Source organism: Dankookia rubra (assembly GCF_004355005.1).
In the GTDB taxonomy this organism is placed as follows: Bacteria; Pseudomonadota; Alphaproteobacteria; order Acetobacterales; family Acetobacteraceae; genus Paracraurococcus; species Paracraurococcus ruber_A.
Genome location: NZ_SMSJ01000008.1, coordinates 40,606 through 63,671, shown reverse-complemented (window position 1 = coordinate 63,671; position 23,066 = coordinate 40,606). Strand labels below are relative to the sequence as shown.

Sequence of the window (23,066 nt, the reverse complement as noted above, 5' to 3'; positions counted from 1 at the left end):
GCCGCATGGCGCTAGGCGGCAACCGGCGCAACCGCGGCGGCGGGGGCCTCGATGCCTGGCCGGGCTACGTGGACGCGCTGTCCACCCTGCTCATGGTCATCATCTTTGTCCTGCTGGTCTTCGTCCTGGCCCAGGGCTTCCTCAGCGTCGCCCTGTCCTCGCGCGACCGGGCGCTCGACCGGCTGAACGCCCAGGTGGCGGAGCTGGCGGAGCTGCTGGCGCTCGAACGCGGCCAGGCGACCGAGCTGCGCGCCTCCCTCGCCCGCACGAGCGAGGAGCTGCGTGCCGCCGCCGGCGCCCGCGACCTGCTGACCAGCCAGCTGCGCGAGGCGCGGGAGGCGCGCGACCGGCTGGGCGGCGAGCGCGACGCGGCCCAGGCGGAGCGCGACCGGCTGGGCGCCCGCCTCGCCGACCTCGAGCTCGCCGGGCGCGGCGGGGCGGAACGGCTGGCCTCGCTGGAGCAGCAGCTGGCCGAGGCGCTGCGCCGGGCCGAGAGCGTCGGCGGCGACGCCGCCCAGACCGTCCGCCGCCTGACCGATACCGGCCGGGCGCTGGCCGCCGAGCAGGCGGCGCGGCAGCGCTCGGACGCGCGGGTGACGGAGCTCGACAAGCAGCTGGCGGACAGCCGCGGCGCGACCGAGACGGCGCGGCGCGAGCTGGCCGCGCTGCAGCGCCAGGTGCAGGACAGCCAGGCGCAGCTGGCCGAGGCGCAGCGGCAGCTCGCCGCCATGCGGACGGAGATGGCCGCGCTCGACCGCCAGGTGACGGTCGGCAGGACGACGCTCGAAGCCCGGCTGTCGGACCTCGCCAGGCTCGGCGAGCAGGTCCGCAGCCTGACCGCGCTGCGCGACCAGCTCGAGCGGCAGGCGCAGGAAGCGCTGAAGCGCGCCGGCGAGGCGGACCGCGCCCGGACCGCGGCCGAGGCCGCCACCGGCACCGAGGCCGAGCGCCGCCAGGCCGCCGAGCGCGCCGCCGCCGAGCAGGGGCGGCTCGCCGAGAGCGCCCGCGCCCAGGTCGCCCTGCTGACCCGGCAGATCGAGGAGCTGCGCAGCCAGCTCGGCCGCCTGACGGCCTCGCTCGATGCCGCCGAAGCGGGGGGACGCGACAAGGATGCGCAGATCCTGACGCTCGGCACCCGGCTGAACGCCGCGCTGGCGGCGCGGGTCGAGGAACTGCAGCGCTACCGCAGCGACTTCTTCGGCCGCCTCCGGGACGTGCTGGGCGACCGGGCCGACGTGCGGATCGTCGGCGACCGCTTCGTCTTCCAGTCGGAGGTGCTCTTCCCGCCGGGCAGCGCCGACCTGTCCGCGGCCGGGCAGCAGCAGATCCGCGAGATCGCCCGGGTGCTGCAGGATATCGCGCAGAAGATCCCGCGCGACGTGAACTGGCTGCTGCGGGTGGACGGCCATGCCGACCGCCAGCCGGTCCGCGGCGGCGGCCGCTACGCGACGAATTGGGAGCTTTCGGCGGCGCGGGCGATCGCGGTGGCGCAGCTGCTCATGCAGGAAGGCCTGCCGCCGAACCGGGTCGCGGCCACCGCCTTCGGCGACAACCAGCCGCTCGACCCGGCGGAGACGCCGGAGGCCTATGCCCGGAACCGGCGGATCGAGCTGCGGCTGACCGACCGCTGAATCGAAAGGGGCCGCGGCGTTCCCGCCGCGGCCCCCTGCGTGCGATCCGGCGGCCTATTGGGCGGTCGCCACCGGGTCCAGCTTGTAGCCGCCGCCCTCGGTCAGCAGCAGGCGGGCATGCGTCGGGTCGGGCTCGATCTTCTGCCTGAGGCGGTAGATATGGGTCTCGAGCGTATGGGTGGTCACCGCGCTGTTGTAGCCCCAGACCTCGTTCAGCAGGATCTGCCGCGGCACCGGCTTGCCGCCGGCGCGGTAGAGAAACTTCAGGATGGAGCTTTCCTTGTCGGTCAGCCGCACCTTGCGGTTGCGGCCCGGCTCCATCAGCAGCTTGGCGCTGGGGCGGAACAGGTAGGGCCCGATGGTGAAGACGGCGTCTTCCGAATTGTCGAAGACGCGCAGCTGGGCGCGGACCCGGGCCAGCAGCTCCGGCAGGCGGAAGGGCTTGGCGATATAGTCGTTCGCCCCGGCGTCGAGACCACGCACCACGTCCTGCTCGGCATCCGCGCCGGTCAGCATGATGACCGGCATCCGCTTGCCGTCGCGTCGCAGCTTGGCGCAGAAGTCGCGGCCGTCGCCGTCGGGCAGGCCGATATCGAGCAGGATCGCGTCGTAGCGGACGTCGCCATCGGCCAGCTTGGCCGTGGCTTCCGCCGCGCTCTCGGCCTCATCGGCGGTGAAGTCGCCTTCCAGGGCGATCTGTTCGGCGAGGGTCGCGCGCAGAGCGGCATCGTCCTCCACGATCAGGATAGGGCGGGGAGTGGCCATGCGACCTCCGACACGTGATGGGTTCCTCGGAGCGGCATCCCGCAAACCTGCGCGATTCTCAACTCCTCAGAAGTGATTGAAACTATCGGGCGATAAAACGCACCTCACGGACGCGTTGAACCGCCTACACAATATTGCGATATGTGCCTTCGCGCCAGTTCTAGAGCAATTTGCCCTCGAAAGGCGGCTTCAGGTCCGGGGCGTCGAACTCCACGACCCATAGATCCGGGTCGCGTTTCACCTGCCGCGCGACATAGGCATCGGTGGTTGCTTCGTCGACCGGCATCGCGCCCGTACCGCGCAGCCAGGCCGGCCGGCCCTCTGCGTCGCGCACCTGGCCGAGCACCACCAGCCCCTCCCTGCCCCGCAGAATACAAAGGATTCCGCCCGAATCGGGATCACCCTTCCGCAGCACGGCGCCGCTCCGCCCGGCGATATCCGCCAGCCGCAGCGCCATCGAGACCCAGATCCCCGCCTTCACCCGTGCTTCCATGCGGCGCATAGGGACCCGAACCGCGCGCCCGTTCAAGCCCCCGGCGCTTGCCCCGGCGTGCGGCCTTCGCCACATCTCCGGAGTCGAAGAGGTTCCCATGGATCAACGCAAGATGACCGAGGCCCAACGCGCCTATGAGGCGAAAAGGGCCGCCAAGGCGGGCATGAGCCTGGAGCGATGGCTCGCCAACAAGGAGAAAGACGCGGCGACGGAGCGCGCCCAGGCTGAAAAAACCGCCAAGGCGGAGGCCGCGACGAAGAAGCCGGGCTTCTTCGCCCGCATCCTGGAGAAGGCGCAGAAGCCGCTCTGACGGACCTGTTGCCACAACGCAGCGGGTGATCGGCAGGTTCCGCCGGCGGGGTCAGACCATCCGCAGCAGCGTGCCGTCGCGGCGGATGGCCTGGTGGAACACCACCCCGCCGACATGCAGCACCAGCAGCACCAGGATCGACCAGCCGCCGATCGTGTGGATGGTCTGCAGAACGCCGGCCAGCCCCTCGTCCGTTTCCATGAACTTCGGCAACTGGATAAAGCCGAGATAGGCGGTCTCCCCGCGCAACGGGAAGCCCCAGGCATTGGTGGCGAAGAAGCCGAGGATCGGCTGCAGGATCAGCAGCAGGTAGAGCGTGTGGTGCACCGCCGCCGCGGTCTTCCGCAGCACCGGCGGCACGTGCTCCGGCAGCGGCTTCGGCGGGTTCCGCAGCCGCCAGGCCAGCCGTGCCAGGGCGACGAAGAGGATGGTCAGCCCGGCCGATTCATGGATGGCATAGAAGGCCATCTTGTCGGCATCCTTGACGTGGTCGATGACGAAGCCGACCGGCAGGGCGATGCCGAGCAGCACCACGGTCACCCAGTGGAACCACTTGGCCGCGCTGCCATAGGCATCCGGCAGGGTCACGGTCGAGGCAGGCAGGACAGGCTCATCCATCACCGTCATGGCTATCTCCTTCTCGGCTGGGGGCATCCTGGCACGGCCGGCCAGCGCATCGGGTGACATGATTGCCGCCCATGCCGACTGGAGCATCGATCCCCGCAAGCGCTGGATCACCTGGGCCCTTCGCCGGAATGGGCAATGGCAGGCCGCCGCCCCGGCCCCGGTGGGCGAGCTCGCCGCCCTGCTGCCGCGGCTGCTGGCGCCGGGCCTGCCGGTGGCGTTCGGGCTCGACCTGCCGCTCGGGGTGCCGCGGGAATTCGCCGCGGGACGGTCGGAGCCGGGCTTCGCCGCCTTCCTGCGCGGCCTGGCCGGCAACCCGGACTTCTTCCGCGTCAGCGCGGGCCTTGAGACCGTCTCCCCGGCCCGCCCCTTCTACCCCGCACGCGGCATTGCCGGGATGACCCGGGCGGCGCATGCGGCGGCGCTCGGCCTGTCCGGGCCGCTCGGCCTTTCCCGCTGGTGCGACCGCGCCACCGCCGAGCGCCCGGCCGGCGCGCCGCTGTTCTGGACGCTTGGCGCCAACCAGTCGGGCAAGGCGGCGATCACGGCCTGGCGGGACTGGATCGTGCCGGCCCTCTGCGCAGGCCTCCCCATCCGCCTCTGGCCCTTCGAGGGCGCGCTGCACGCGCTGCTGGCGCCGGGGATCGCGGTGCTGGCCGAGGTCTATCCCGCCGAGGCGCTGCGCCATTGCGGGCTGAGGCTGGCCGGCAGCAAGCGGGCGCAGGCGCCGCGCCGGGCCCTGGCGCCCGCCCTGCTCGCGGCCATGGCGGCGCGCGAGGTGCAACCGGACGCCGCGCTGGCGGCCGCAGTCCAGTCGGGCTTCGGCGCCGACGCCGCCGGGGAGGACCGCTTCGACAGCGTCATCGGCCTGCTCGGCCTGATCGGCGTGCTGGATGGCCGGCGTTCGGATTTCGTGCCGGACGATCCATGGGTGCGGGGCTGGGAGGGCTGGGTTCTCGGCCAGACCGCCCTGCCGCGGCCGGGCAGCAACGGCAAGGGTCCGGTCGCGGCGGTGGCGTCGCCCTGGAGCGGATCCCGACCTGATGGCGCCACCGGATCCGGTGAAAATGCCCGCAGGGACAGGCAGCCAGGGTCGTTGCCGTGAGCCGAGGCGAACGGAAACCGCTCCAGCCCGGGCCGGCCGGCAGCCGGCCGGCCCATCCTGCCGTAATGCGGACGGCGCTCATGCCGGCGCGCCGATCGGCCCGCACTTGTTCTTCCCGGCACGGAAGGACGCGGCCGGGCAATGGCTGCCCGCCGCGACCGGCGTCAGACCGCCCGCCGCAAGTGCGGTCGCAGTCCGGCGAATGCGGCGATCGCCTCGAAATCCGCGATGTCGAAGACCGCCTCGCGGCCGGCGTCGCGGCGGCACAGCTGCCGGTGGCCCTCTCCGACGGCCGGCTGGTCCGGCGCCGCGCCGGGTTGCGGCCGAGCATGACGGCCCGGCCACGTCACCACCACCTGCTCGTGCTTCTGGTCCATATCCATCCCGTGCTCTCCCTCGCCAGGCTTGGTCCTGTGGGGACTACGCGGGAAAGACGCCGGACGGATGCGATCCGTTCCACGCCGATCGAAGGACGATTCACTCGGTTACAGCGCTCGCCGCGGCGTCGTTGGCTCAGCCGAGGAAGTCGACCACCGCGTTCAGCGCCGGCTCCGCCGCCACCCGCAGCCCGGTCGGGCGGGGTGCCGCGGCGACGGCATGGGCCCGCAGCAGCGCCGAGGTCGCCGCCAGGTCGGCGACGCGCAGCGCGACCAGTGCCATGTGGTCGCCGCGCCCGGCGGGATCGGGCGCCGCGGCGCCGAGCTCGGCCGCGACGAGCGCGTGCGGCGCGACCTCGATCGTGACCGGGCCGCAGGGCAGCAGCACGCGGCCGTCGGCGCCGGCGGTCACGGCATCGGCCCCGAACATCCGGCGGAACATCGCCGCCTGGCGTTCCGGGTCGCGCACCGAGAGCAGCACGCGGGCGACCGAGGCCACGCCGTTCGGATGCGCCAGCCATTCCGGCCGCCAGACATGCTGCGGCGTCAGGTGCTCGCACCAGTAGATCCGGCCGTCGAAGGCGGCGGCGCGGTCGAGCCGCACGGTGCGGAAACGGGCATCGTCCCGGGTGCCGTCCGGCAGGTCGACCGGGCGGTGGAAGGATTGCGCCGGCAGCGCCGGCACCCCGCCGGCGACCAACTGGGCCGAGAGCGCCCCGGCATCATTCGTCTTGAAGACCAGCCCGTTCAGCCCGACGGGGTAGCTGGCGATGTCCGGCCGCAGCGCGCCGCCGGAGATGTCGGTGCCGAGCAGCTCCAGGTAGTCCTGCCCGAAAACCGCCAGGTGGTTGGCGGAGCCGAGGCTGTGCCTGCCCACCGGCGTCAGCTGGAAGCCGAGCGCCGCCATCCGCGCCGCGCCCTCCGCCATCCGGTCGCGGACGTCGAAGACGAGGTGGTCGAGCACGGGGGCCACGGCGTCAGGCCGCCCGCGGCAGCAGGCCGGCGCCCTCGGCCGCCTGGGTCATCAGCGCGACCGTCAGCGCCAGCATCGGCGCCGGGATGCCCTTCTCCCGCGCCAGGCGCAGCGGCACCTGGAACAGCGCATCGACCTCCATCGGCCGCCCGGCCTCGAGATCCTGCAGGATCGACGGCTTGTGGTTGATGCCCGCCGCCTGCGCGATCCGCTCCTCCGCGCCGCCCGGCACCGGCTGGCCCATGGCCCGGGCGATGGCGATGCCTTCCTCGACCAGCTGGGTCGCGGCCGCGCGCACCACCGGGTCGGCCAGGCTGTCGCGCATGGTCCGGCGGTTCAGCGAGCAGATCGGCCCGCTGAGCAAGTTGTTCAGCAGCTTGGCCCAGACCTCGACGCGGATCTTCTCGGAGACGCTGCAGGGCAGCCCGCCCTGCTTGAAGAGCGACGCCAGCGCCACGGCGCGATCGGTGCGGAGGTTGTCCGGCTCGCCGAGGATCAGCTTGCTGGTGGCGCTGACGACCTGGGCGACGCCGGGCTCGGGCTGGGCGCAGGCGGAGTAGATGACGCCGCCGATCGCCCGCGCCGGGCCGACCGCGTTCCAGACCAGGTCGCCCGGATCGGCTTCCGGCACCCGCCGGCCTTCCTCGGCCCCGCCATGGCTGGCGTAGTACCACCAGGGGATGCCGTTGGTGACGAAGACGACGGGCGTCTCCGGTCCCAGCAGCGGGCCGATCGCGCGGGCCACGCTGCCGAGCGCCGGCACCTTGGTGCAGACCACCACGGCATCCTGGCGGCCGAGCGCGGCCGGGTCGGCGGCAAGGCTCGGCCGCACCTGCATGTCGCCATCCGGCGCGCGGACGATGAGGCCATTGGCCTGCATGGCGGCGAGGTTGGCGCCGCGGGCGACGATGGACAGCTCGGCGCCGCCCTTGGCCAGCCGCCCGGCGAGATGCCCGCCGATCGCGCCGGCGCCGAAGATGCAGACCTTCATGCGGGAAGTCCTTTGTCGTGGAAGGCAGCAAGGCCGGGGAGAAGGTATTCTCCCCGGACCCCTCATCTATTTCTTCAGGTCGGCACTCGCTGCGCGGCGGCTGCCAGACCCACAAAAAGGAAGGGTGGGGCTTGGGGAGGGAATACTTGTTTCCCTCCCCAATCTTCCTTCAAACCCTGTGCAGCCCCGCCTCGATCGCCGCGCGCGTCACCAGCGCGACCGACAGGTCGAGCACCGGCGTCGGCACCCCCGCCTCCCGCGCCAGCTGCAGCGGCACGGCGAAGAGCGCGTCGATCTCCATCGCCCGACCCTGGTCGAGGTCCTGCAGGATCGAGGGCCGGTGCGGGATCCTCGACGACCGCGCGATGCGGTCCTCCGGCGTCTGGCCGGTGATCGGGTGGCCATGGGCGGCGGCGATCGCCATCACCTCCCGCGCCGCGGCGATGGCGGCCTCGCGCACCGCGGGCACCGAGAGCGTGTCCCGCATCGAGGACCGCGCCAGCAGGCAGAGCGGCCCGTTCATCATGTTGCCGAGCAGCTTGGCCCAGACCGCGTCGCGGATATCGGGCACGGCGATGCCGCCCATCCCGCCGGCCTCGATCGCCCCCGCCAGCGCCCGCAGCCGCGGCGTCATGGCGCCGTCGAGCTCGCCGAGGATGACGCGGTTGTCGGGCGCCAGCGCCTCGACATGGCCGGGACGCGTCACGGTGGCCGAGGAATAGACCACGCCGCCGAGCGTGCGCGCGACGCCAACGGCGTCGCGCACCGCATCGCCGGGATCGAGCGCCGGCAGCCGCCTGCCCTCCTGCGGGGTGCGGTCGAAATACCACCAGGGAATGCCGTTCATGACGAAGGCGACGGTGGTCTCCGGCCCCAGCAGCGGCGCGATGCCGGCGGCGACCGAGGGCAGCGCCGGCGCCTTGGTGGTGACGATCACCGCGTCCTGGGGGCCGAGCGCGGCCGGGTCGTCGCTGGCGCTGGGACGGCAGTGCAGCGTGCCGTCATTGGCGGCGACGCTGAGGCCACTCGCCTGGATGGCGCGGAGGTGCGCCCCGCGGGCGACGACCGAGACTTCCGCCCCGCCCTTGGCCAGCCGCGCCGCGATGTGGCCGCCGATCGCGCCGGCGCCGTAGACGCAGACCCTCATGCGACGGCCCTCAGCTGGGACAGCATGGCGGCGCCGGCCTCGACCAGCCGGGCGACGATGCGGGCGCCGTGCGCGGCATTGCCGGGGCGGCTGTCGGCACAGGCAACGCCGCCCGGCGCCACCTCTTCGACCTCCATGGGGATATTGAGCTCGACGCCGGCGACACGGAGCGTGCCGAAATTGGCAACGGGCAGGCCGAGGATGGGCGGCACCGCCCGCTTCTCCCGCGCCGCCTCCGGCCGGCAGAGATCCGGCCGCAGCGCCAGTGCCACCGACCAGACCGGGTCGCCGCCATGGCCGAAGCTGGCCGGGCTGCCGCCGAGTTCCGCATGCAGGCCGCCGGCGATCCGCCAGAGATGCATCGCCGGCACCAGCAACGCGTGCCGCCGCCGCAGCATCCGCGCCGCGGCATCGACCGGGGCGATGGAGCCGGCATGGCCGTTGAGGATCAGGATGCGCCGCGTGCCGGTGCGGATCAGGGTCTCGCAGGTTTCCTCGACCACCGCCTGCAAGATGGCGGGCGAGAGCACCACGCCGCCCGGGACATAGGAAAAGTAATCGACGCCGCCGAAGGGGATGGCCGGCAGCACCAGCGCATCGGTCCCCTCCGCCGCGGCGGCCGCGGCCATGCGGTCGGCCAGCGCTTCCGCCAGAAGGTAGTCGCCCATCGGCGCCTGCGGGCCATGGGTCTCGAGGCTGCCCATGGGAAACAGCACGGCAGCGCCCGCGGCCAGCCGCGCCGCGACCTCGGGCGCCGTCAGTTCCGCGATGCGATGCGTCGGGGACGCCGACGTCACGCCAGCATGTCCAGCGCGATCCGCGACAGCGCCTGCACGCCGAGACCGATGCAGCGCTCGTCCGGCTGGTAGCGGTCGTTGTGCAGGTGGTCGTGCCGGCCTGGCGCGCCGCTGCCGATCCGCAGCTGGAAGGAGGGCACCCGTTCGGCAAACTCGGCGAAATCCTCGGCGCCCATGCTCGGGCGGCCCTCGGCCACCACGTCGCCCAACTGCCGCGCCACCGCGGCGATCGCCGGGTCGAGCACGCTGTCGGCATTGATCAGCGGCGGCACGCCGCGGCGATAGGTGAGCGTCGAGCTGGTGCGGTGCGTCGCGTCCAGCCCGGCGGCGAAGCGCCGCAGCGCGGCCTCCGCCGCGTCGCGCGACTGCTTGTGCAGGGTGCGCACGGTGCCGCGCAGCTCGACGGTCTCCGGGATGATGTTCGGCGCGCTGCCGCCATGGACCATGCCGATGGTGACGACGGCCGGCAGCAGCGGGTCGATCTCCCGGCTCACCACCGTTTGGGCGCTGGCGATGAAGGCGCCGGCGGCGACGATCGGGTCGACCGCGAGCTCCGGATGCGCCGCGTGGCCGCTTTTCCCGCGGATCAACAGGTCGAAGCGGTCGGCCGCGGCCAGGGTGCTGCCGCGGACATAGCCGAAGCGGCCGACCGGCATGTCCGGCTGGTTGTGGAAGCCGAACGCCATGTCGACGCCGTCGAGCACGCCATCGGCGACCATGGCGGCGGCGCCGCCCAGCGCCTCCTCGGCCGGCTGGAACACAAGCACGACACGTCCGGCAAGTTGCGGCGCCAACCCGCGCAGCACCTCCGCCACGCCGAGCAGCGTCGTCGTGTGGATGTCATGGCCGCAGGCATGCATCTTCCCCGGCACCACGCTGGCGAATTCCTGGCCGGTCTCCTCGTGGATCGGCAGCGCGTCCATGTCGGCGCGGATGGCGATGGTCGGGCCCGGCCGGCCGCCCTCGATGGTGCCGACCACGCCGGTGCGGCCCACGCCGGTGCGGTGCGGGATCCCCATCCGCGCCAGTTCCGCGGCCACGATTCCGCTGGTCCGCACCTCCTCGAAGGCGAGTTCCGGATGCGCGTGGATGTCGCGGCGGATCGCCACCAGGCCCGGCTCGATCGCCGCCACGGCGTCGCGGATGCGCGTCTCCGGGTCATTGGAAAGGCGTTCCGAGCTGTTGATCGACATGCTGGCATCCCGCGCTGAAGCGGCCGTGAGGATCGCGGCAAGCCCCCCAACTGTCCAGCGCCCCGGCGCCGCGTCCGGGGCGGGAATTCCGCGGTGCAACAACGGGGTGGGGCGGCTTGCCCCCTCTCGGCATGCCATGCGATACGCAACCCACCTGTCTGGGGAGGAGAATGTCCGGGATCCTGCCGCGCCGAGCCCTGCTCGTCGGCAGCGCCGCTTTGGCGCTGCCCTTGGCCGCGCCTGCCCAGACCGCACCGGCCTTCCCGGGCCAGCCGATCCGCCTGGTGGTGCCCTTCGCACCCGGCGGCACCACCGACCTCGTCGCCCGGCTGCTGTCGCAAGGCCTGCAGGACCAGCTCGGCCAGCCGGTGATCATCGAGAACCGCGCCGGTGCCGGGGCGACCGTCGGCAGCCTGGCGGTGGCGCAGGCGGCGCCCGACGGCCACACGCTGCTGATGTCGAACATCGCCAGCCAGGGCGTGGCGCCCTCGCTCTACCGCAGCCTGCGCTACGACGCGCTGCGCGACTTCACCCACATCGCGCTGGTGGTGGACAACCCGCTCGCCTTCCTCGCCAACCCGCGTTTCCCGGCGACGACGCTGGCGGACGTGGTGCGATTGTCGAGGGAGGATGCGCGCGGCATCGACATCGCCTCCTCCGGCTCGGGCTCGACCAACCACCTGCTGATCCTACAGTTCGGCCAGGCGACCGGCGCGCACGTGAACCACGTGCCCTATCGCGGCGCCGGCCCGGCGATGACGGACACGATCGCCGGCGTGGTGCCGATGATGTCGGACAGCCTGCCATCGGCCGCGGCGCATATCCGTGCCGGCTCGGTACGCCCCCTTGCGCTTTCGGCCGGGACAAGGCACCCCGCCTTCCCCGCGGTGCCGACCTTCCGGGAACAGGGAGTCGACCTCGTCAGCACGTCATGGTTCGGCCTGTCCGGACCGGCCGGCCTGCCGCCGGCGGTGACGGAGCGCCTCGGTCGCGCGGCCGCCGCGGTCTTGGCGGATCCCGCGCTGCGCGCCCGTTTCGCCGAGATCGGCGGGACGGTCGGGGCGCTGGGGCCGGACGGCTATACGGAATTCGTCCGGGCGGAGATCGCTCGCTGGGCGCCGGTGGTGCAGGCCTCCGGAGCCCAGGTGGACTAGCCGGCGGTCGTCCCGGCCGAGCCCGGGGCGCGGGTCGCCGGCCCGGAAGAAAACGGACCGCTGGGGCGCAGGCCATGCCTGGTCAGGCGGCGGTCCGGCGGGGCCGCAGGGTCCGGCGGGATGTCGTTAAAAGCAAGCCTCGGGGCGAAGTCCCGGGGTGGTGGGAGCCGAGAAAGGTCGCTGCATGAAACTGAACGCGAAGGACGTCACCTCCGGCGTCATCCTCATCCTGTTTGCCGCAGTCGCCTTGTGGCTCAACCAGGATCATGCCCTCGGCTCCGCCCGGCGGATGGGGCCGGGCTACATGCCCATGCTGGTCTTCTGGGTCCTGATGGGTCTCGGCATCATCGTCCTGGGCACGGCCTTCTTCAGCGGCCCCGACCCGCTGGAAAAATGGACGGGCATCGACAGTGCATCGCTCGCGCTCGGCATCGTCGCCGGCTACGGCACCTTCCTGGCGGCGCCGCACATCAGCTCCTTCTTCGAGACCAGCTACGGCAGCCTCGGGCTCGGCATGCTGGTCGGCTTCCTGGTGATCTGCTGGTCCAAACGCTGGCGGCTGATCGGCTATATCTGCGCAAGCCTCTGCATCTTCTGCCTGCTGCTGGAGAAGGGCGGGCTGATGCTCGCCCTGACGGCCACCATCTTCATCGCCTGCCTGGCGGAGCCGGAGCACCGGCAGCGGCCGCTCGGGGTGGTGGGCGTCACGATCTTCCTGCTCGCGCTGTGCTGGTGGGTCTTCATCAAGCAGCTCGACATCCGCGTGGCCGTCTGGCCGCAGTTTTAATCCCAGCGCCAGCAGAGGGACCGACGGATAATGGATATCATAAGCAACCTGGCGTTCGGATTCGGCGTCGCGCTGAGCTTCCAGAACGTCCTCTTCGCGCTGATCGGCGCGCTGATCGGCACCGCGATCGGCGTCCTGCCGGGCATCGGGCCGGTCGCCACCATCTCCCTGCTGCTGCCGATCACCTTCGGCCAGCCGGCGACGACGGCGATCATCATGCTCGCCGGCATCTACTACGGCGCCCAGTATGGCGGCTCGACCACCGCCATCCTGCTGAACCTGCCGGGTGAGATCAGCTCGGTCGTCACCACGCTCGAAGGCTACAAGATGGCCCGCAACGGCCGTGCCGGCGCGGCGCTGGCGACCTCGGCGCTGGGCTCGTTCTTCGCGGGGTCGGTCGCCACCATCTTCGTCGCCGGCTCGGGCCCGCTGCTGACCCAGGTGGCGCTGTCCTTCGGCCCGGCCGACTATTTCTCGCTCATGCTGCTCGGCCTCATCATCTCGGCCGTGCTGGCGCAGGGCTCTGTGGTGAAGGCGATCGCCATGGTGGCGCTCGGCGTCGCGCTCGGCCTGGTCGGCACCGACGTGCAGACGGGACAGCAGCGCTTCACCTTCGGCATCCCGGAACTCTCGGACGGCATCAGCTTCGTGGCGCTGGCCATGGGCATGTTCGGCATCGCCGAGATCATCCTGAACCTCGAGCGGCCGGAATCCCGCTCGGTGCTGAAGACCAAGGTCGGCAGCCTCTGGCTGACCAAGGAGGAATGGAAGCGCGCCACCCCGTCGGTGCTCCGCGGCACGGCGCTCGGCTCCGTCCTCGGCATCCTGCCCGGCGGCGGCGCGGCGCTGTCCTCCTTCGGCTCCTACATGCTGGAGCGAAAGGTCTCGAAGGGCCGGCACCTGTTCGGCAGCGGCGCGATCGAGGGCGTGGCGGGTCCGGAGGCGGCCAACAACGCCGCGGCGCAGACCAGCTTCATCCCGCTGCTGACGCTCGGCATTCCCTCCAACGCGGTGATGGCGCTGATGGTCGGCGCGCTGATCATCCAGGGCATCCAGCCGGGGCCCCGCATGGTGGAGGCGCAGCCGGACCTCTTCTGGGGTCTCATCGCCTCCATGTGGATCGGCAATGTGATGCTGCTGGTCATCAACCTGCCGATGATCGGCATGTGGGTGAAGCTGCTGCAGGTGCCCTACAAGTTCCTCTATCCCGCCATCCTGGTCTTCTGCGCCATCGGTGCCTATTCCGTGAACAACAACGTCTTCGACGTTTATTCGACGGCGATGTTCGCGGTGATCGGCTACCTCTTCAACAAGCTGCGGCTGGAGCCGGCGCCGCTGCTGATCGGCTTCGTGCTCGGCCCGATGATGGAGGAGCACCTGCGGCGCGCCATGCTGCTGTCGCGCGGCGACCCGATGATCTTCGTGCAGCGCCCGATCAGCGCGACGATGCTGGCGATCGGCGCGGTGGCGCTGGCGGCGATGCTGCTGCCGAACCTGCGCAAGGGCAAGGACGCGGCGCTCGCCGGCTGACCGCCGCCGATCGCCCGAAGACAGGGAAGCCGCCCCGGGGAACCGGGGCGGCTTTTCTTTTGGGCATGCGCCGGCTTTCATTTTCCGGAAGCCGGACGCAGGCTGCGCCACGGGACGGAGGGCGTGCGGATGGACCTGCAACTCGCGGGCAAGGTGGCGCTGGTCACCGGCGCCTCGGCCGGCATCGGCCGCACCATCGCGCGGATGCTGGCCGCCGAGGGCTGCCGCCTCGCCATCCTCGCCCGCCGCCGGCCCTTGCTCGAAACCCTGGCAGCCGAGCTGCCGGCCGGGGCCGGGACCCTCGTCCTCGCCGAGGACCTGACCGACCCCGGATCCGCGCCGCGCATCCGCGACGCGGTGCTCGGCCATTTCGGCCGCTGCGACATCCTGATCAACAATGCCGGCGGCAGCCGCGGCCAGCCGCCCGGGGAACTCGGCGCGGAGGCGGTCTGGCAGGAGGCGATGGAACTCAACTTCCACGCCGCCCGCCGGCTGACCCATGCCCTGGTGCCGGCGATGCGGGCCGGGCGCTTCGGCCGGATCGTCAACGTCACCGGCCCGGACGAGCCCTTCAGCATCAACCCCGCGAATGCGCCGAACGGCGCCACGCATATCTGGGCCAAGGCGCTGTCGCGGGAAGTTGGCCGCGACGGCATCACGGTGAACTCCATCCCGCCCGGGCGCATCCGCTCGGAGCAGATCGACGCCCGCGTCATGCCTGACGAGGCGAGCCGCCGCGCCTGGGCGGAGAAGGAAGTCCCGGCCGGCTATATCGGCCAGCCCGAGGATCTGGCCGTGCTGGCGGTGTGGCTCGCCTCGCCGCTGGCGCGCTACATCACCGGCCAGGTGATCCATGTGGACGGCGGCACCCGCCGTTCGAGCAACTGAAAACGTGCCGATGACCCCGGCGCCAGGCGGCGCGGGGGTCTGAACCGGCCCGCCGAAGACAGGGGAGAGTGCCGATGTTCATTGCCATGAACCGCTTCAAGGTCGCGCCGGGCGCCGAGGCGGAGTTCGAGACCATGTGGAAGTCGCGCGACAGCCACCTGCACGAGGTGCCGGGCTTCGTCGAGTTCCACCTGCTGAAGGGGCCGGCGAAGGACGGGCATGTGCTCTATGCCTCGCATACCACCTGGGCCTCGAAAGCGGCCTTCGAGGCCTGGACGAAGTCGGAAGCCTTCCGCATGGCGCATCGCAATGCCGGCACGACGAAGCCGCTCTATCTCGGCCCGCCGGAATTCGAGGGCTTCGTGCCGGTGCAGACCCTGGCGAGGCAGGCGGCGGAATAGCCGGCGCGGCTTGCGCTGCGGCAAGGCGTGCGGCGCCCCGCCCGGGCAGGCTGGGGCCGGCAGGAGGGAGTGCGGCCATGTGGGCAAGGCTGGTGCTGGCGGCGGCCGGTGCGATCACCGCGGTCTTCGTCGCCCGCGACGCGCCGAATTTCGACGTGATCGAGGGCATGGTCGGCATCGCCCTGATCGCCGCGGTGGTGGTGGCCATGGTGCTGCTGGGCTGGCGGCGGAAGGGCTGAGGCCGCCCTACCCCTCCAGCCGCTCCAGCCGCCGCAGTTCCGGGAACAGCCGCATGAACAGCGCGGCGACCAGCAGCGTGCCGATGCCGCCCAGCACGGCGGCCGGCACCGCGCCGAGCAGCGCCGCGACCGACCCCGCACGGAAATCGCCGAGCTGGTTGGAGGCCCCGACGAAAAGCGAGTTCACCGCCGAGACCCGGCCGCGCATCTCGTCCGGCGTGCGCAGCTGCACGAGCGAGGACCGCACCACCACGCTGACCACGTCCGCCGCCCCCACCACTGCCAGGGCCAGGCAGGACAAAGCGAGGTTGCCCGACAGCGCGAAGACCACCGTGGCCAGGCCGAAGGCGCCGAGCGCGGCGAACATCCGCGGCCCGACCGGCGCCCGCAGCGGCCGGTTGGCCAGCCAGACCGAGGTCGCCAGCGCGCCCACGGCCGGCGCCGCCCGCAGCATCCCGAGCCCGGCCGGCCCGGTGCCGAGGATGTCGCGGGCGAAGATCGGCATCAGCGCCACCGCCCCGCCCAGCAGCACGGCAAACAGGTCGAGCGAGATGGCGCCGAGCACCAGGCGGTGCCGCAGCACGAAGCCGAAACCCTCCAGCAACCCGGCGAAGCCCGGACGCTCGGCGCCCGGCGCGCGGCGCGGCGGGCGGATGGCGAAGGCCGCCGCACCGCCGACCAGCAGCAGCATCGCCGCCGTGCCGTAGGCCGCCTGCGGCCCGAGCGCATAGAGCAGCCCGCCGAGCGCCGGGCCGAGGATCTGCGCGGTCTGGGTGGCACTCGCCGACCAGGCCGCGGCGCGGGGGAAGAGCGCGCGCGGCACCAGGCCGGGCAGCAGCGATGCCATGTTCGGCGCCTCCACCGCCCGGGCGCAGCCGATCAGGCCGATCAGCAGGAACATCGCCTCCCGCCCCAGCCATCCCCGCAGCGTGCCGACCGCCAGCAGCGCCGCCAGCACCGCGACGCTGCCCTGGCAGCAGGCGACCACCAGCCGGCGGTCGCCCCGGTCCGCCAGCCAGCCGGCCGGCAGGGTCAGGACAAGGACGGGGATGAACTGCACCAGCCCGACCAGGCCGAGGTCGAGCGCACGCCCGGTCAGCGCATAGAGTTGCCAGCCCACCGCCACGGCCAGCATCTGCATGCAAAGGGTGGAAAGGACGCGGGAGGTCCAGAACAACACGAAGGGGCGGTGCCGCAGGACCTGCGGCGCCTCCCCGGACGTCTCCGACACCAGCGATTCCCCCGGAATAGAGGGCGAGCTTACCGGCGAACCGCGCGGCGCGTCAGCCGCGCTCGGCGGACATTACGGAGGGCCGGCGCGTCAGCCGCGCTCGGCGGGCACCACGGAGAGCCGGCGCGGGTCGCCGCGGCGCAGCAGCAGCACCTCGGCCGCCTCGCCCACCCGTTCCCCGGTCAGCCAGCGCAGCAGGGCATCGACGCCGGTGACCGGCAGGCCGGCGATGGTCAGGATCAGGTCGCCCCGCTCGATCCCGGCCCGCGCCGCCGGGCCGCCGGGCTGGACGGCCGCGACCAGCAGCCCGGTCGCTTGGCTGACGCCGAGCGGGCGGGCGAAGCGGCGCGGCACCGCCTCCCGCTGCCCGGTCAAGCCGAGCGCGGCGCGCCGCACCCGCCCGAAACGCACCAGCTGGCCGAGCACGAGCCGCGCGGTATTGGCGGCGACGGCGAAGCAGAGCCCCTGCGCGCCGGCGATGATGGCGGTGTTGATGCCGATGACGCGGCCGGCGCCGTCGACCAGCGCACCGCCGGAATTGCCCGGGTTCAGCGCCGCGTCCGTTTGCACCAGGTCCTCGATCGGCCGGCCACCGCGGCCGGGCAGGCTGCGGCCGACCGCACTGACCACGCCGGCCGTCACCGTCGAGGAGAAGCCGAGCGGGTTGCCGATGGCGACCGCGAGCTGCCCGACCTTCAGCGCCGCGCTGTCGCCGAGCTCGGCGGCCGGCAGCGCTGCGGCGCTCTCGGCCCGCAGCAGGGCGAGGTCGGTGTCGAGGTCGGCGCCGAGCAGCCGCGCGGCGAAGGGGCGGCCCTCGGCGGCGGTGACCTGCACGGCATCGGCGTCGCCGACCACATGCGCGTTGGTCAGGATCAGCCCGTCCGGCGAGACCACCACGCCCGAGCCCGCGCCCTGGCGGGCCGCGACATGCACCACCGCCGGCCCGACGCGCTCCACCGCCGCGACCACGGCGCGGGAATAGGCATCGAGCAGGACCGTGTCGTCCGGGGCGTAGGGGATATCCAGCATGATGCGCCGGAGATGGGCAGCCGGCCCGGCCGGGACAAACCGGCCGTTCGGGCCATGCGGTTCGCCCAGGTGATGTGCGGGCCGGACCGATCCGCGGTAGGGACGCCGCATGGATCTCGTCGAAGCTCTCCTCGCCCTGGTCGCCGCCTGCATCGGCTTCGCCCTGCTCGCGCGGCGCCTCGCTTTGCCCTATGCGGTCATCCTGGTGCTCGGCGGCATGGCGCTGGCCTTCATCCCCCACCTGCCGGAGATCCAGCTCAACCCGGAACTGGCGCTCGCCTTCTTCCTGCCGCCGCTGCTGCAGTCCAGCGCCTGGCGGACGGACTGGCGGGCCTTCCGGCGCAACCTGCGGCCGATCCTGGCGCTCGCCCTCGGCGCCGTGCTGTTCACCGCCTTCTGCGTCGCCGGGGTCCTCCGGCTGCTGCTGCCGGGGATCCCCTGGTCGGTCGCCATCGCGCTCGGCGCCATTGTCGCGCCGCCGGATGCGGTGGCCGCCGAGGCCGTGCTTTCCCGCCTGCGGCTGCCGAAGCGCATCGTCACCGTCCTGCAGGGCGAGAGCCTGGTGAACGATGCCTCCTCGCTCGTGCTCTACAAGCTGGCGGTCGCCGCCGCGGTGGCCAGCACCAGCGTGATGCCCGCCGAGGGCGCGGTCTCCTTCCTGGCGCTCGCCGCCGGGGGCATCGCCACCGGCTGGGTGGTCGGCAGGCTCACCATCGAGGCCTTCCGCCGGCTGGACGACCCGGTGCTGGAGGTCACCACCAGCTTCCTCGCCGCCTATGCCGCCTACCTCGCGGCGGAGGCGGTCGGCGTGTCCGGCGTGCTGTCGGTGGTGACGGCCGGGTCGCTGATGGGCCGGGCGCAGCACGCGCTGCTCTCCTCCCGCAGCCGGCTCGGCGCCCAGGCGGTCTGGGGTTTCGTCGAGTTCATCCTGAACAGCCTGGTCTTCAGCCTGATCGGCCTGCAGCTCAGCCACGTGCTGGCGCGGATCGCCGGCCGCGGCACCGAGCAGCTGCTGGTTCTCGGCCTGGCGGTATCGGCCACCGTCATCCTTGCCCGCTTCCTTTGGGTCTTCCCCGCGACCTGGCTGCCGCGCCAGGTGCCGCGGATCCGGGCGCGCGACCCGCTGCCGCCCTGGGCGCACTCCGCCATCATCTCCTGGGCCGGGATGCGCGGCGTCGTCAGCCTGGCCGCGGCGCTCGCCCTGCCCTTCGAGGTGCCGGAGCGCGACCTGCTGGTCTTCCTCGCCTTCTGCGCCATCCTGGCGACGCTGGTGCTGCAGGGCACCACGCTGGAATGGCTGATCCGGCGGCTCGGCGTCGAGCTGCCGCCGCATGACGGCGGGATCGACCCGGAGGAGGCCGAGGGCCGCCGCATCATCGCCGGCGCGGCCCTCGAGGAGATCGAGCGCTGGCTGGACGACCCGCTGGAGGGCGCCATCGCCCGCGACATCCTGCCGGAATACCAGGACCGCGCCGGCCACCTGAACCGCATCGCGGCCAACCGCGGCGCCGCGGCGGCCGAGCGCTCGGCCCGGCGGCGGCTGCGGCTGGCGGCGCTCGAGGCCTCGCGCGAGCGGCTGATCGAGCATGCCGAGGCCGGGTACCTGAACGGCGAGGGGTTGCAGAAGCTGGAGCAGGAGCTGGACCTCGAGGAGCTGCGGGTCCGCGTCGTGCTGGGCGACGAGCGCAGCGCGGCGGAGAAGGCGGCGGCCCGGGCCAGGCGGCGGCCCGGCGCGGGCCGGTCTCCCCAGGCTTGAGCGGGCGCAAGGCGCGCGGCGCGCGCCGGGCATAGTCTTCCCGGACCGGCGGGCCTGGCCTGCCACCCAGCAGGAAGGGCAGTGCCATGAAGGTCCGCGACGTCATGACCCGCAAGGTCGTCTCGGTGCCGGCGGATACCCCGGCGATGGCGGTCGCCCGGCTGCTGGCCGAGCGCGGCATCTCCGCGGTGCCGGTGACAGATCGCTGGGGCATGCTGCTCGGCATCGTTTCCGAGGCCGACCTGATCCGCCGGCTGGCCAGCAGCGACCCGCCGGAACCGGGCTTCTTCCGCGCGCTCTTCTACAACCGGGAGCAGGCCGCGGCACGCTACGCCGCGGTGCATGGCGCGACGGCCGAGGACCTCATGACCCGCGCGGTGGTGACGGTGACCGAGGAGGTCACCGTCGAGCACGCCGCCAGCCTGATCGAGTCGCACAAGGTCCGCCGCCTGCCGGTGGTGCAGGACGGGGTGCTGGTCGGCATCCTGTCGCGTGCCGACCTGCTGCGGGCGCTGCTGGTGCCGCCGCCCGAGGCCTCGGACGAGACGATCCGCGCCGCGGTGGCGGCGGAGGTCGCCCGCCTTCCCTGGGCGGATGCCCCCTATGTCTTCTTCGACGTCGAGGATGCGGTGGTCACGCTGTACGGCTTCTGCCACTCCGCCGCGGTGCGGAAGGGGCTGGAGGCGATCGCCGCCGGCGTGCCGGGAGTGAGGCGGGTCGAGGACCGCATCACCGATGCGGCGCTGCGGGCGCGCGCCTGAGGCCGCGGCGCCCGGCACGGCTTGCAGGCCGCAGCGGGTTGCGTTCAGACCTGGACGCGGCATCGCCGCGGCATGGTCTCCTCATGGCAGCGTCAGGCGGCCGGTCGATCGCGCCCGGCCGCGCTCCGCCTCAGACGCCGCGCGCCATGCCCTGGCCGCCGGCGCGGCCCTCGCCGTTCTGCGCCTTCAGCTCGTCGCGGATCTCGGCCAGCAGCTTCTCGGTCGGCGTCGCCACCGGCGCGGCCTTGCCGATCTCGTTCAGCCGCAGCTTCGACAGCGCCTTCACCACCCAGAAGATGGCGAAGGAGACGATCAGGAATTTGATGATCGTGTTGAGGAAGCTGCCGATGGCCAGCACCGCCGCGCCGCCGTCCCGCGTCGCCGCGAGCGAGGCGCGGCGTTCGCCGCTCAGCACCACGAAGATGTTGGAGAAATCGACGCCGCCGATGGCAAGGCCGATCAACGGGTTGATCAGGTCCTCGACGAAGGAGGTGACGATCGTGGTGAAGGCGGCGCCGATGACCAGTCCGACCGCCAGGTCCACCACGCTGCCGCGCATGATGAAGGCCTTGAACTCGCGCAGCCAGGCCGGCTCGCGCAGGGGGATGGGTGGCTGCATGCAGGGGTAACTCCATCGGGTGCGGCCCCAACACGATGCCAGCCGCACCGTTCCGCTGCCAGCATCGTTTGCCGCGCTGCCGCTATGGGCCACCGGGCAACCAAGCCGGGGCAGGCACGTTCCGGGCAGTGCGGGCAGGCGCGGGCGCCACCCTGGCGGCGCCGGCCCTCCAACAGCATGAGGAGCGCGGGATGATTCGCACAGTGGTCGGGGCTGCGGTGCTGGCGGTGACGCTGGCGGCCTGCGGCACCAACAGCACGGACCGGACGACCGGCGGCGCCGCCGCGGGCGCGGCGACGGGGGCCGGCATCGGCGCCTTCGGCGGGCCAGTCGGCGCGCTCGCCGGCGCGGCGATCGGCGGCGGGGCCGGCGCCATCACCGGTGCCACCACCTCGCCGCAGGACGTCAACCTCGGCAAGCCGGTCTGGAGCAATCCCGAGGTGCGCACGCCGCTCGACGAGAACCGCGGCAAGCGCAGCGCCAGCCGCAGCGGCCGCACCCAGACGGCGCAGGGCCGCACCACGCCGCGCGACGAGCGGGACCGCGCCTATATGGGCGGCGGCATGGTGAGCGGCGGCAGCAACTCGGGCGGCGCGGCGACGGGCACGACCGCGACGGGTGCGAACGCCCCGCCGGTCGCGGCGGGCGGCAGCGGCGGCGCGGCCGGGACTGGCGCCAGCGGTGTCGGCAATACCGGCTCGACCGCCGGGATCGGCACGCCCTCGACCAGCGGCGGGCCGGCCACCACCGGGTCCGGCAGCACGACGCCGTCCGGCTCCTCGATGCCCTCCGCGCCGGTGCGCTGAGGGCGGCTCCCCGGCCGGGCGCCCGCGCCCGGCCTTCAACGCGACAGCAGCCAGTCCGGCAGGCCGGTGACCAGCGTCACCGGGAAGACCGTGCAGAGCACGACGGTGAGCACGAGCATCAGGAAGAAGGGCAGCGATGCCTTGGCGACCTCGGTCTGCTCCTTCCCCGTCATGGTCTGCATGACGAAGAGATTGAAGCCGACCGGCGGGGTGATCTCGGCGATCTCGACCAGCAGCACGATGAAGATGCCGAACCAGACCAGGTCGAAGCCGGCCTGCTGCACCAGCGGGATGACAATCGAGGTGGTCAGCACGATCATCGAGACGCCGTCGAGCGCCGTGCCGAGGATGACATAGACCACCGTCAGCACCGCGATCAGCCCGTAGGGGCCGAGATGCAGCGCGGCGACGCCCTCGGCGAGCGCCGCCGGGATGCCGGTCAGCGCCATCGCCTTGGTCAGGAAGGCGGCGCCGGCCAGGATGAACATGATCATGCAGGACAGCCGCGTCGCGCCCTTCAGGCTGTCGAGGAAGTTCTGCCAGGTGAGGATGCGCTCCCCCGCGGCGATGCCGAGCAGGGCGAAGAAGCCGAAGGCCGCGGCCTGGTGCGGCAGGATCAGGCCGGAAACCCAGAGCGCCGCGCCGAGCGCCAGCACGCCGAAGCCGATGCGGCGGCCGAGCGCCATGAGCAGCGACCCCAGCACGCCGAAGGCCGCCGCCTCGGTCGCCGTGGCCCAGCCGGCGAACATGGTGCCGATCACCACGACAATGAGGATGGTGCAGGGAATGAGCTGCGCGCTCTGCCGCAGCTTGGCGGCGAAGGACATGCGGGCGTCGCGCGGCGGCTGCTTGTCCGGGTTCAGCAGCGCCCAGACCACGATGTAGCCGCTGAACAGCAGCATCACGAGCAGGCCGGGGAGGCAGCCGGCGATGAAGACCCGGATGATCGAGACCTCGGCCGCCACCGCATAGACCACCATGATGATCGAGGGCGGGATCAGGATGCCGAGCGTGCCGGAGGTGGCGAGCGAGCCCACCGCCACGTCCTCGTCGTAGCCGCGGCGCTTGAGCTCGGGCAGCGCGATCTTCGAGACCGTCGCGCAGGTCGCGGCGGAGGAGCCCGAGACGCTGCCGAAGATGCCGCAGGCCAGGATGTTGACGTGCAGCAGCCCGCCCGGGATGCGCCGCACCCAGGGGGCGAGGCCATTGAACAATTCCTCGGACAGCTTGGTGCGGAACAGGATCTCGCCCATCCAGACGAACATCGGCAGCGCCGCCAGCGTCCAGGACCCGGTCGATTCCCAGAAGGCCGAGGCGAGGAAGAGCCCCGGGCTCGGATGCACGAAGGTCATCGCCACCCAGCCGACGGCGGCGAGCGACATCGAGATCCACAATCCCGCGCCGAGCAGCATGCAGAGCAGGACGAGGAGCAGCAGGGCGAAGGTGAGCAGGTCCATGG

The 23,066-nt window shown here is 72.5% G+C and carries 25 protein-coding genes; 12 read left to right on the top strand and 13 right to left on the bottom strand.

The window, feature by feature from the left end:
• The first annotated feature begins 5 nt into the window (after nucleotides 1-5).
• Nucleotides 6-1,631: a peptidoglycan -binding protein gene (locus tag E2C06_RS09250; RefSeq protein WP_133288318.1), complete on the top strand. Its 1,626-nt coding sequence runs from the start codon at nucleotides 6-8 to the stop codon at nucleotides 1,629-1,631.
• A gap of 54 nt (nucleotides 1,632-1,685) precedes the next feature.
• Here the strand turns inward: E2C06_RS09250 and E2C06_RS09245 are convergent, their stop codons facing one another.
• Together E2C06_RS09245 and E2C06_RS09240 are read right to left on the bottom strand one after the other, a co-directional pair.
• Nucleotides 1,686-2,396 (bottom strand): response regulator transcription factor, encoded by a 711-nt coding sequence (locus tag E2C06_RS09245; RefSeq protein ID WP_133288317.1) that lies wholly within the window; start codon nucleotides 2,394-2,396, stop codon nucleotides 1,686-1,688.
• 160 nt (nucleotides 2,397-2,556) lie between these two features.
• Nucleotides 2,557-2,889, bottom strand: coding sequence for a DUF1491 family protein (locus tag E2C06_RS09240; RefSeq protein WP_133288403.1), 333 nt, complete (start codon nucleotides 2,887-2,889; stop codon nucleotides 2,557-2,559).
• Between the two features lie 97 nt (nucleotides 2,890-2,986).
• Between E2C06_RS09240 and E2C06_RS09235 the strand changes: the two genes are divergently transcribed.
• Entirely contained in the window at nucleotides 2,987-3,199 is a 213-nt protein-coding gene (locus E2C06_RS09235) for a hypothetical protein (protein WP_133288316.1), read from the top strand.
• Nucleotides 3,200-3,250: 51 nt separating this feature from the next.
• On the opposite strand, the gene E2C06_RS09230 is transcribed toward E2C06_RS09235, so the two are convergent.
• A complete protein-coding gene (locus tag E2C06_RS09230) occupies nucleotides 3,251-3,826 on the bottom strand; it encodes a cytochrome b (protein ID WP_165982297.1) in 576 nt (191 codons plus the stop codon).
• Nucleotides 3,827-3,884: 58 nt separating this feature from the next.
• Here E2C06_RS09230 and E2C06_RS09225 point away from each other — a divergent pair, with 58 nt between their 5' ends.
• Nucleotides 3,885-4,928 (top strand): DUF429 domain-containing protein, encoded by a 1,044-nt coding sequence (locus E2C06_RS09225; RefSeq protein WP_193560440.1) that lies wholly within the window; start codon nucleotides 3,885-3,887, stop codon nucleotides 4,926-4,928.
• 164 nt (nucleotides 4,929-5,092) lie between these two features.
• Here the strand turns inward: E2C06_RS09225 and E2C06_RS09220 are convergent, their stop codons facing one another.
• From E2C06_RS09220 to E2C06_RS09195, 6 genes are all read right to left on the bottom strand, one after another.
• Nucleotides 5,093-5,311 carry a hypothetical protein gene (locus tag E2C06_RS09220; protein ID WP_133288314.1) on the bottom strand — a complete coding sequence of 73 codons (219 nt, stop codon included), beginning with the start codon at nucleotides 5,309-5,311 and terminating at the stop codon, nucleotides 5,093-5,095.
• Nucleotides 5,312-5,441: 130 nt separating this feature from the next.
• Entirely contained in the window at nucleotides 5,442-6,278 is an 837-nt protein-coding gene (locus tag E2C06_RS09215; protein ID WP_133288313.1) for a VOC family protein, read from the bottom strand.
• A gap of 4 nt (nucleotides 6,279-6,282) precedes the next feature.
• Nucleotides 6,283-7,269, bottom strand: coding sequence for a ketopantoate reductase family protein (locus E2C06_RS09210; protein ID WP_133288312.1), 987 nt, complete (start codon nucleotides 7,267-7,269; stop codon nucleotides 6,283-6,285).
• A 169-nt stretch (nucleotides 7,270-7,438) separates the two neighbouring features.
• Entirely contained in the window at nucleotides 7,439-8,416 is a 978-nt protein-coding gene (locus tag E2C06_RS09205; RefSeq protein ID WP_133288311.1) for a ketopantoate reductase family protein, read from the bottom strand.
• A complete protein-coding gene (locus tag E2C06_RS09200; protein ID WP_165982296.1) occupies nucleotides 8,413-9,213 on the bottom strand; it encodes a creatininase family protein in 801 nt (266 codons plus the stop codon). Before E2C06_RS09200 ends, E2C06_RS09205 begins: the two co-directional genes overlap by 4 nt.
• Nucleotides 9,210-10,406, bottom strand: coding sequence for a M20 metallopeptidase family protein (locus tag E2C06_RS09195; protein ID WP_133288309.1), 1,197 nt, complete (start codon nucleotides 10,404-10,406; stop codon nucleotides 9,210-9,212). The genes E2C06_RS09200 and E2C06_RS09195 overlap by 4 nt, the downstream gene beginning before the upstream one ends.
• A gap of 170 nt (nucleotides 10,407-10,576) precedes the next feature.
• Here E2C06_RS09195 and E2C06_RS09190 point away from each other — a divergent pair, with 170 nt between their 5' ends.
• From E2C06_RS09190 to E2C06_RS37480, 6 genes are all read left to right on the top strand, one after another.
• Nucleotides 10,577-11,560, top strand: a complete 984-nt coding sequence (locus E2C06_RS09190; protein ID WP_165982295.1) for a Bug family tripartite tricarboxylate transporter substrate binding protein — start codon at nucleotides 10,577-10,579, stop codon at nucleotides 11,558-11,560.
• A 184-nt stretch (nucleotides 11,561-11,744) separates the two neighbouring features.
• Nucleotides 11,745-12,347, top strand: coding sequence for a tripartite tricarboxylate transporter TctB family protein (locus E2C06_RS09185; RefSeq protein ID WP_133288307.1), 603 nt, complete (start codon nucleotides 11,745-11,747; stop codon nucleotides 12,345-12,347).
• Between the two features lie 30 nt (nucleotides 12,348-12,377).
• The gene (locus tag E2C06_RS09180; protein ID WP_133288306.1) at nucleotides 12,378-13,877 is read left to right on the top strand and encodes a tripartite tricarboxylate transporter permease; all 1,500 of its coding nucleotides are present in this window, start codon (nucleotides 12,378-12,380) and stop codon (nucleotides 13,875-13,877) included.
• A gap of 129 nt (nucleotides 13,878-14,006) precedes the next feature.
• Complete coding sequence (locus E2C06_RS09175) at nucleotides 14,007-14,765, top strand: SDR family NAD(P)-dependent oxidoreductase (RefSeq protein WP_133288305.1); 759 nt, start codon at nucleotides 14,007-14,009, stop codon at nucleotides 14,763-14,765.
• Nucleotides 14,766-14,839: 74 nt separating this feature from the next.
• Nucleotides 14,840-15,166 (top strand): antibiotic biosynthesis monooxygenase family protein, encoded by a 327-nt coding sequence (locus E2C06_RS09170; RefSeq protein ID WP_133288304.1) that lies wholly within the window; start codon nucleotides 14,840-14,842, stop codon nucleotides 15,164-15,166.
• 77 nt (nucleotides 15,167-15,243) lie between these two features.
• Nucleotides 15,244-15,405: a hypothetical protein gene (locus E2C06_RS37480; RefSeq protein ID WP_165982294.1), complete on the top strand. Its 162-nt coding sequence runs from the start codon at nucleotides 15,244-15,246 to the stop codon at nucleotides 15,403-15,405.
• 7 nt (nucleotides 15,406-15,412) lie between these two features.
• On the opposite strand, the gene E2C06_RS09165 is transcribed toward E2C06_RS37480, so the two are convergent.
• Together E2C06_RS09165 and E2C06_RS09160 are read right to left on the bottom strand one after the other, a co-directional pair.
• Complete coding sequence (locus E2C06_RS09165; RefSeq protein ID WP_133288303.1) at nucleotides 15,413-16,636, bottom strand: MFS transporter; 1,224 nt, start codon at nucleotides 16,634-16,636, stop codon at nucleotides 15,413-15,415.
• 90 nt (nucleotides 16,637-16,726) lie between these two features.
• Nucleotides 16,727-17,665 (bottom strand): S1C family serine protease, encoded by a 939-nt coding sequence (locus tag E2C06_RS09160; RefSeq protein ID WP_165982293.1) that lies wholly within the window; start codon nucleotides 17,663-17,665, stop codon nucleotides 16,727-16,729.
• A gap of 109 nt (nucleotides 17,666-17,774) precedes the next feature.
• Here E2C06_RS09160 and E2C06_RS09155 point away from each other — a divergent pair, with 109 nt between their 5' ends.
• The gene (locus E2C06_RS09155) at nucleotides 17,775-19,421 is read left to right on the top strand and encodes a Na+/H+ antiporter (RefSeq protein ID WP_133288301.1); all 1,647 of its coding nucleotides are present in this window, start codon (nucleotides 17,775-17,777) and stop codon (nucleotides 19,419-19,421) included.
• A gap of 86 nt (nucleotides 19,422-19,507) precedes the next feature.
• Complete coding sequence (locus E2C06_RS09150) at nucleotides 19,508-20,182, top strand: CBS domain-containing protein (protein WP_133288300.1); 675 nt, start codon at nucleotides 19,508-19,510, stop codon at nucleotides 20,180-20,182.
• Nucleotides 20,183-20,312: 130 nt separating this feature from the next.
• Here the strand turns inward: E2C06_RS09150 and mscL are convergent, their stop codons facing one another.
• A complete protein-coding gene (gene mscL / locus E2C06_RS09145; RefSeq protein WP_133288299.1) occupies nucleotides 20,313-20,801 on the bottom strand; it encodes a large-conductance mechanosensitive channel protein MscL in 489 nt (162 codons plus the stop codon).
• 191 nt (nucleotides 20,802-20,992) lie between these two features.
• Here mscL and E2C06_RS38475 point away from each other — a divergent pair, with 191 nt between their 5' ends.
• Nucleotides 20,993-21,607, top strand: a complete 615-nt coding sequence (locus E2C06_RS38475; RefSeq protein ID WP_193560439.1) for a hypothetical protein — start codon at nucleotides 20,993-20,995, stop codon at nucleotides 21,605-21,607.
• A 35-nt stretch (nucleotides 21,608-21,642) separates the two neighbouring features.
• Here the strand turns inward: E2C06_RS38475 and E2C06_RS09135 are convergent, their stop codons facing one another.
• Nucleotides 21,643-23,064 (bottom strand): TRAP transporter large permease, encoded by a 1,422-nt coding sequence (locus tag E2C06_RS09135; protein ID WP_133288298.1) that lies wholly within the window; start codon nucleotides 23,062-23,064, stop codon nucleotides 21,643-21,645.
• Between the last annotated feature and the right edge of the window lie 2 nt (nucleotides 23,065-23,066).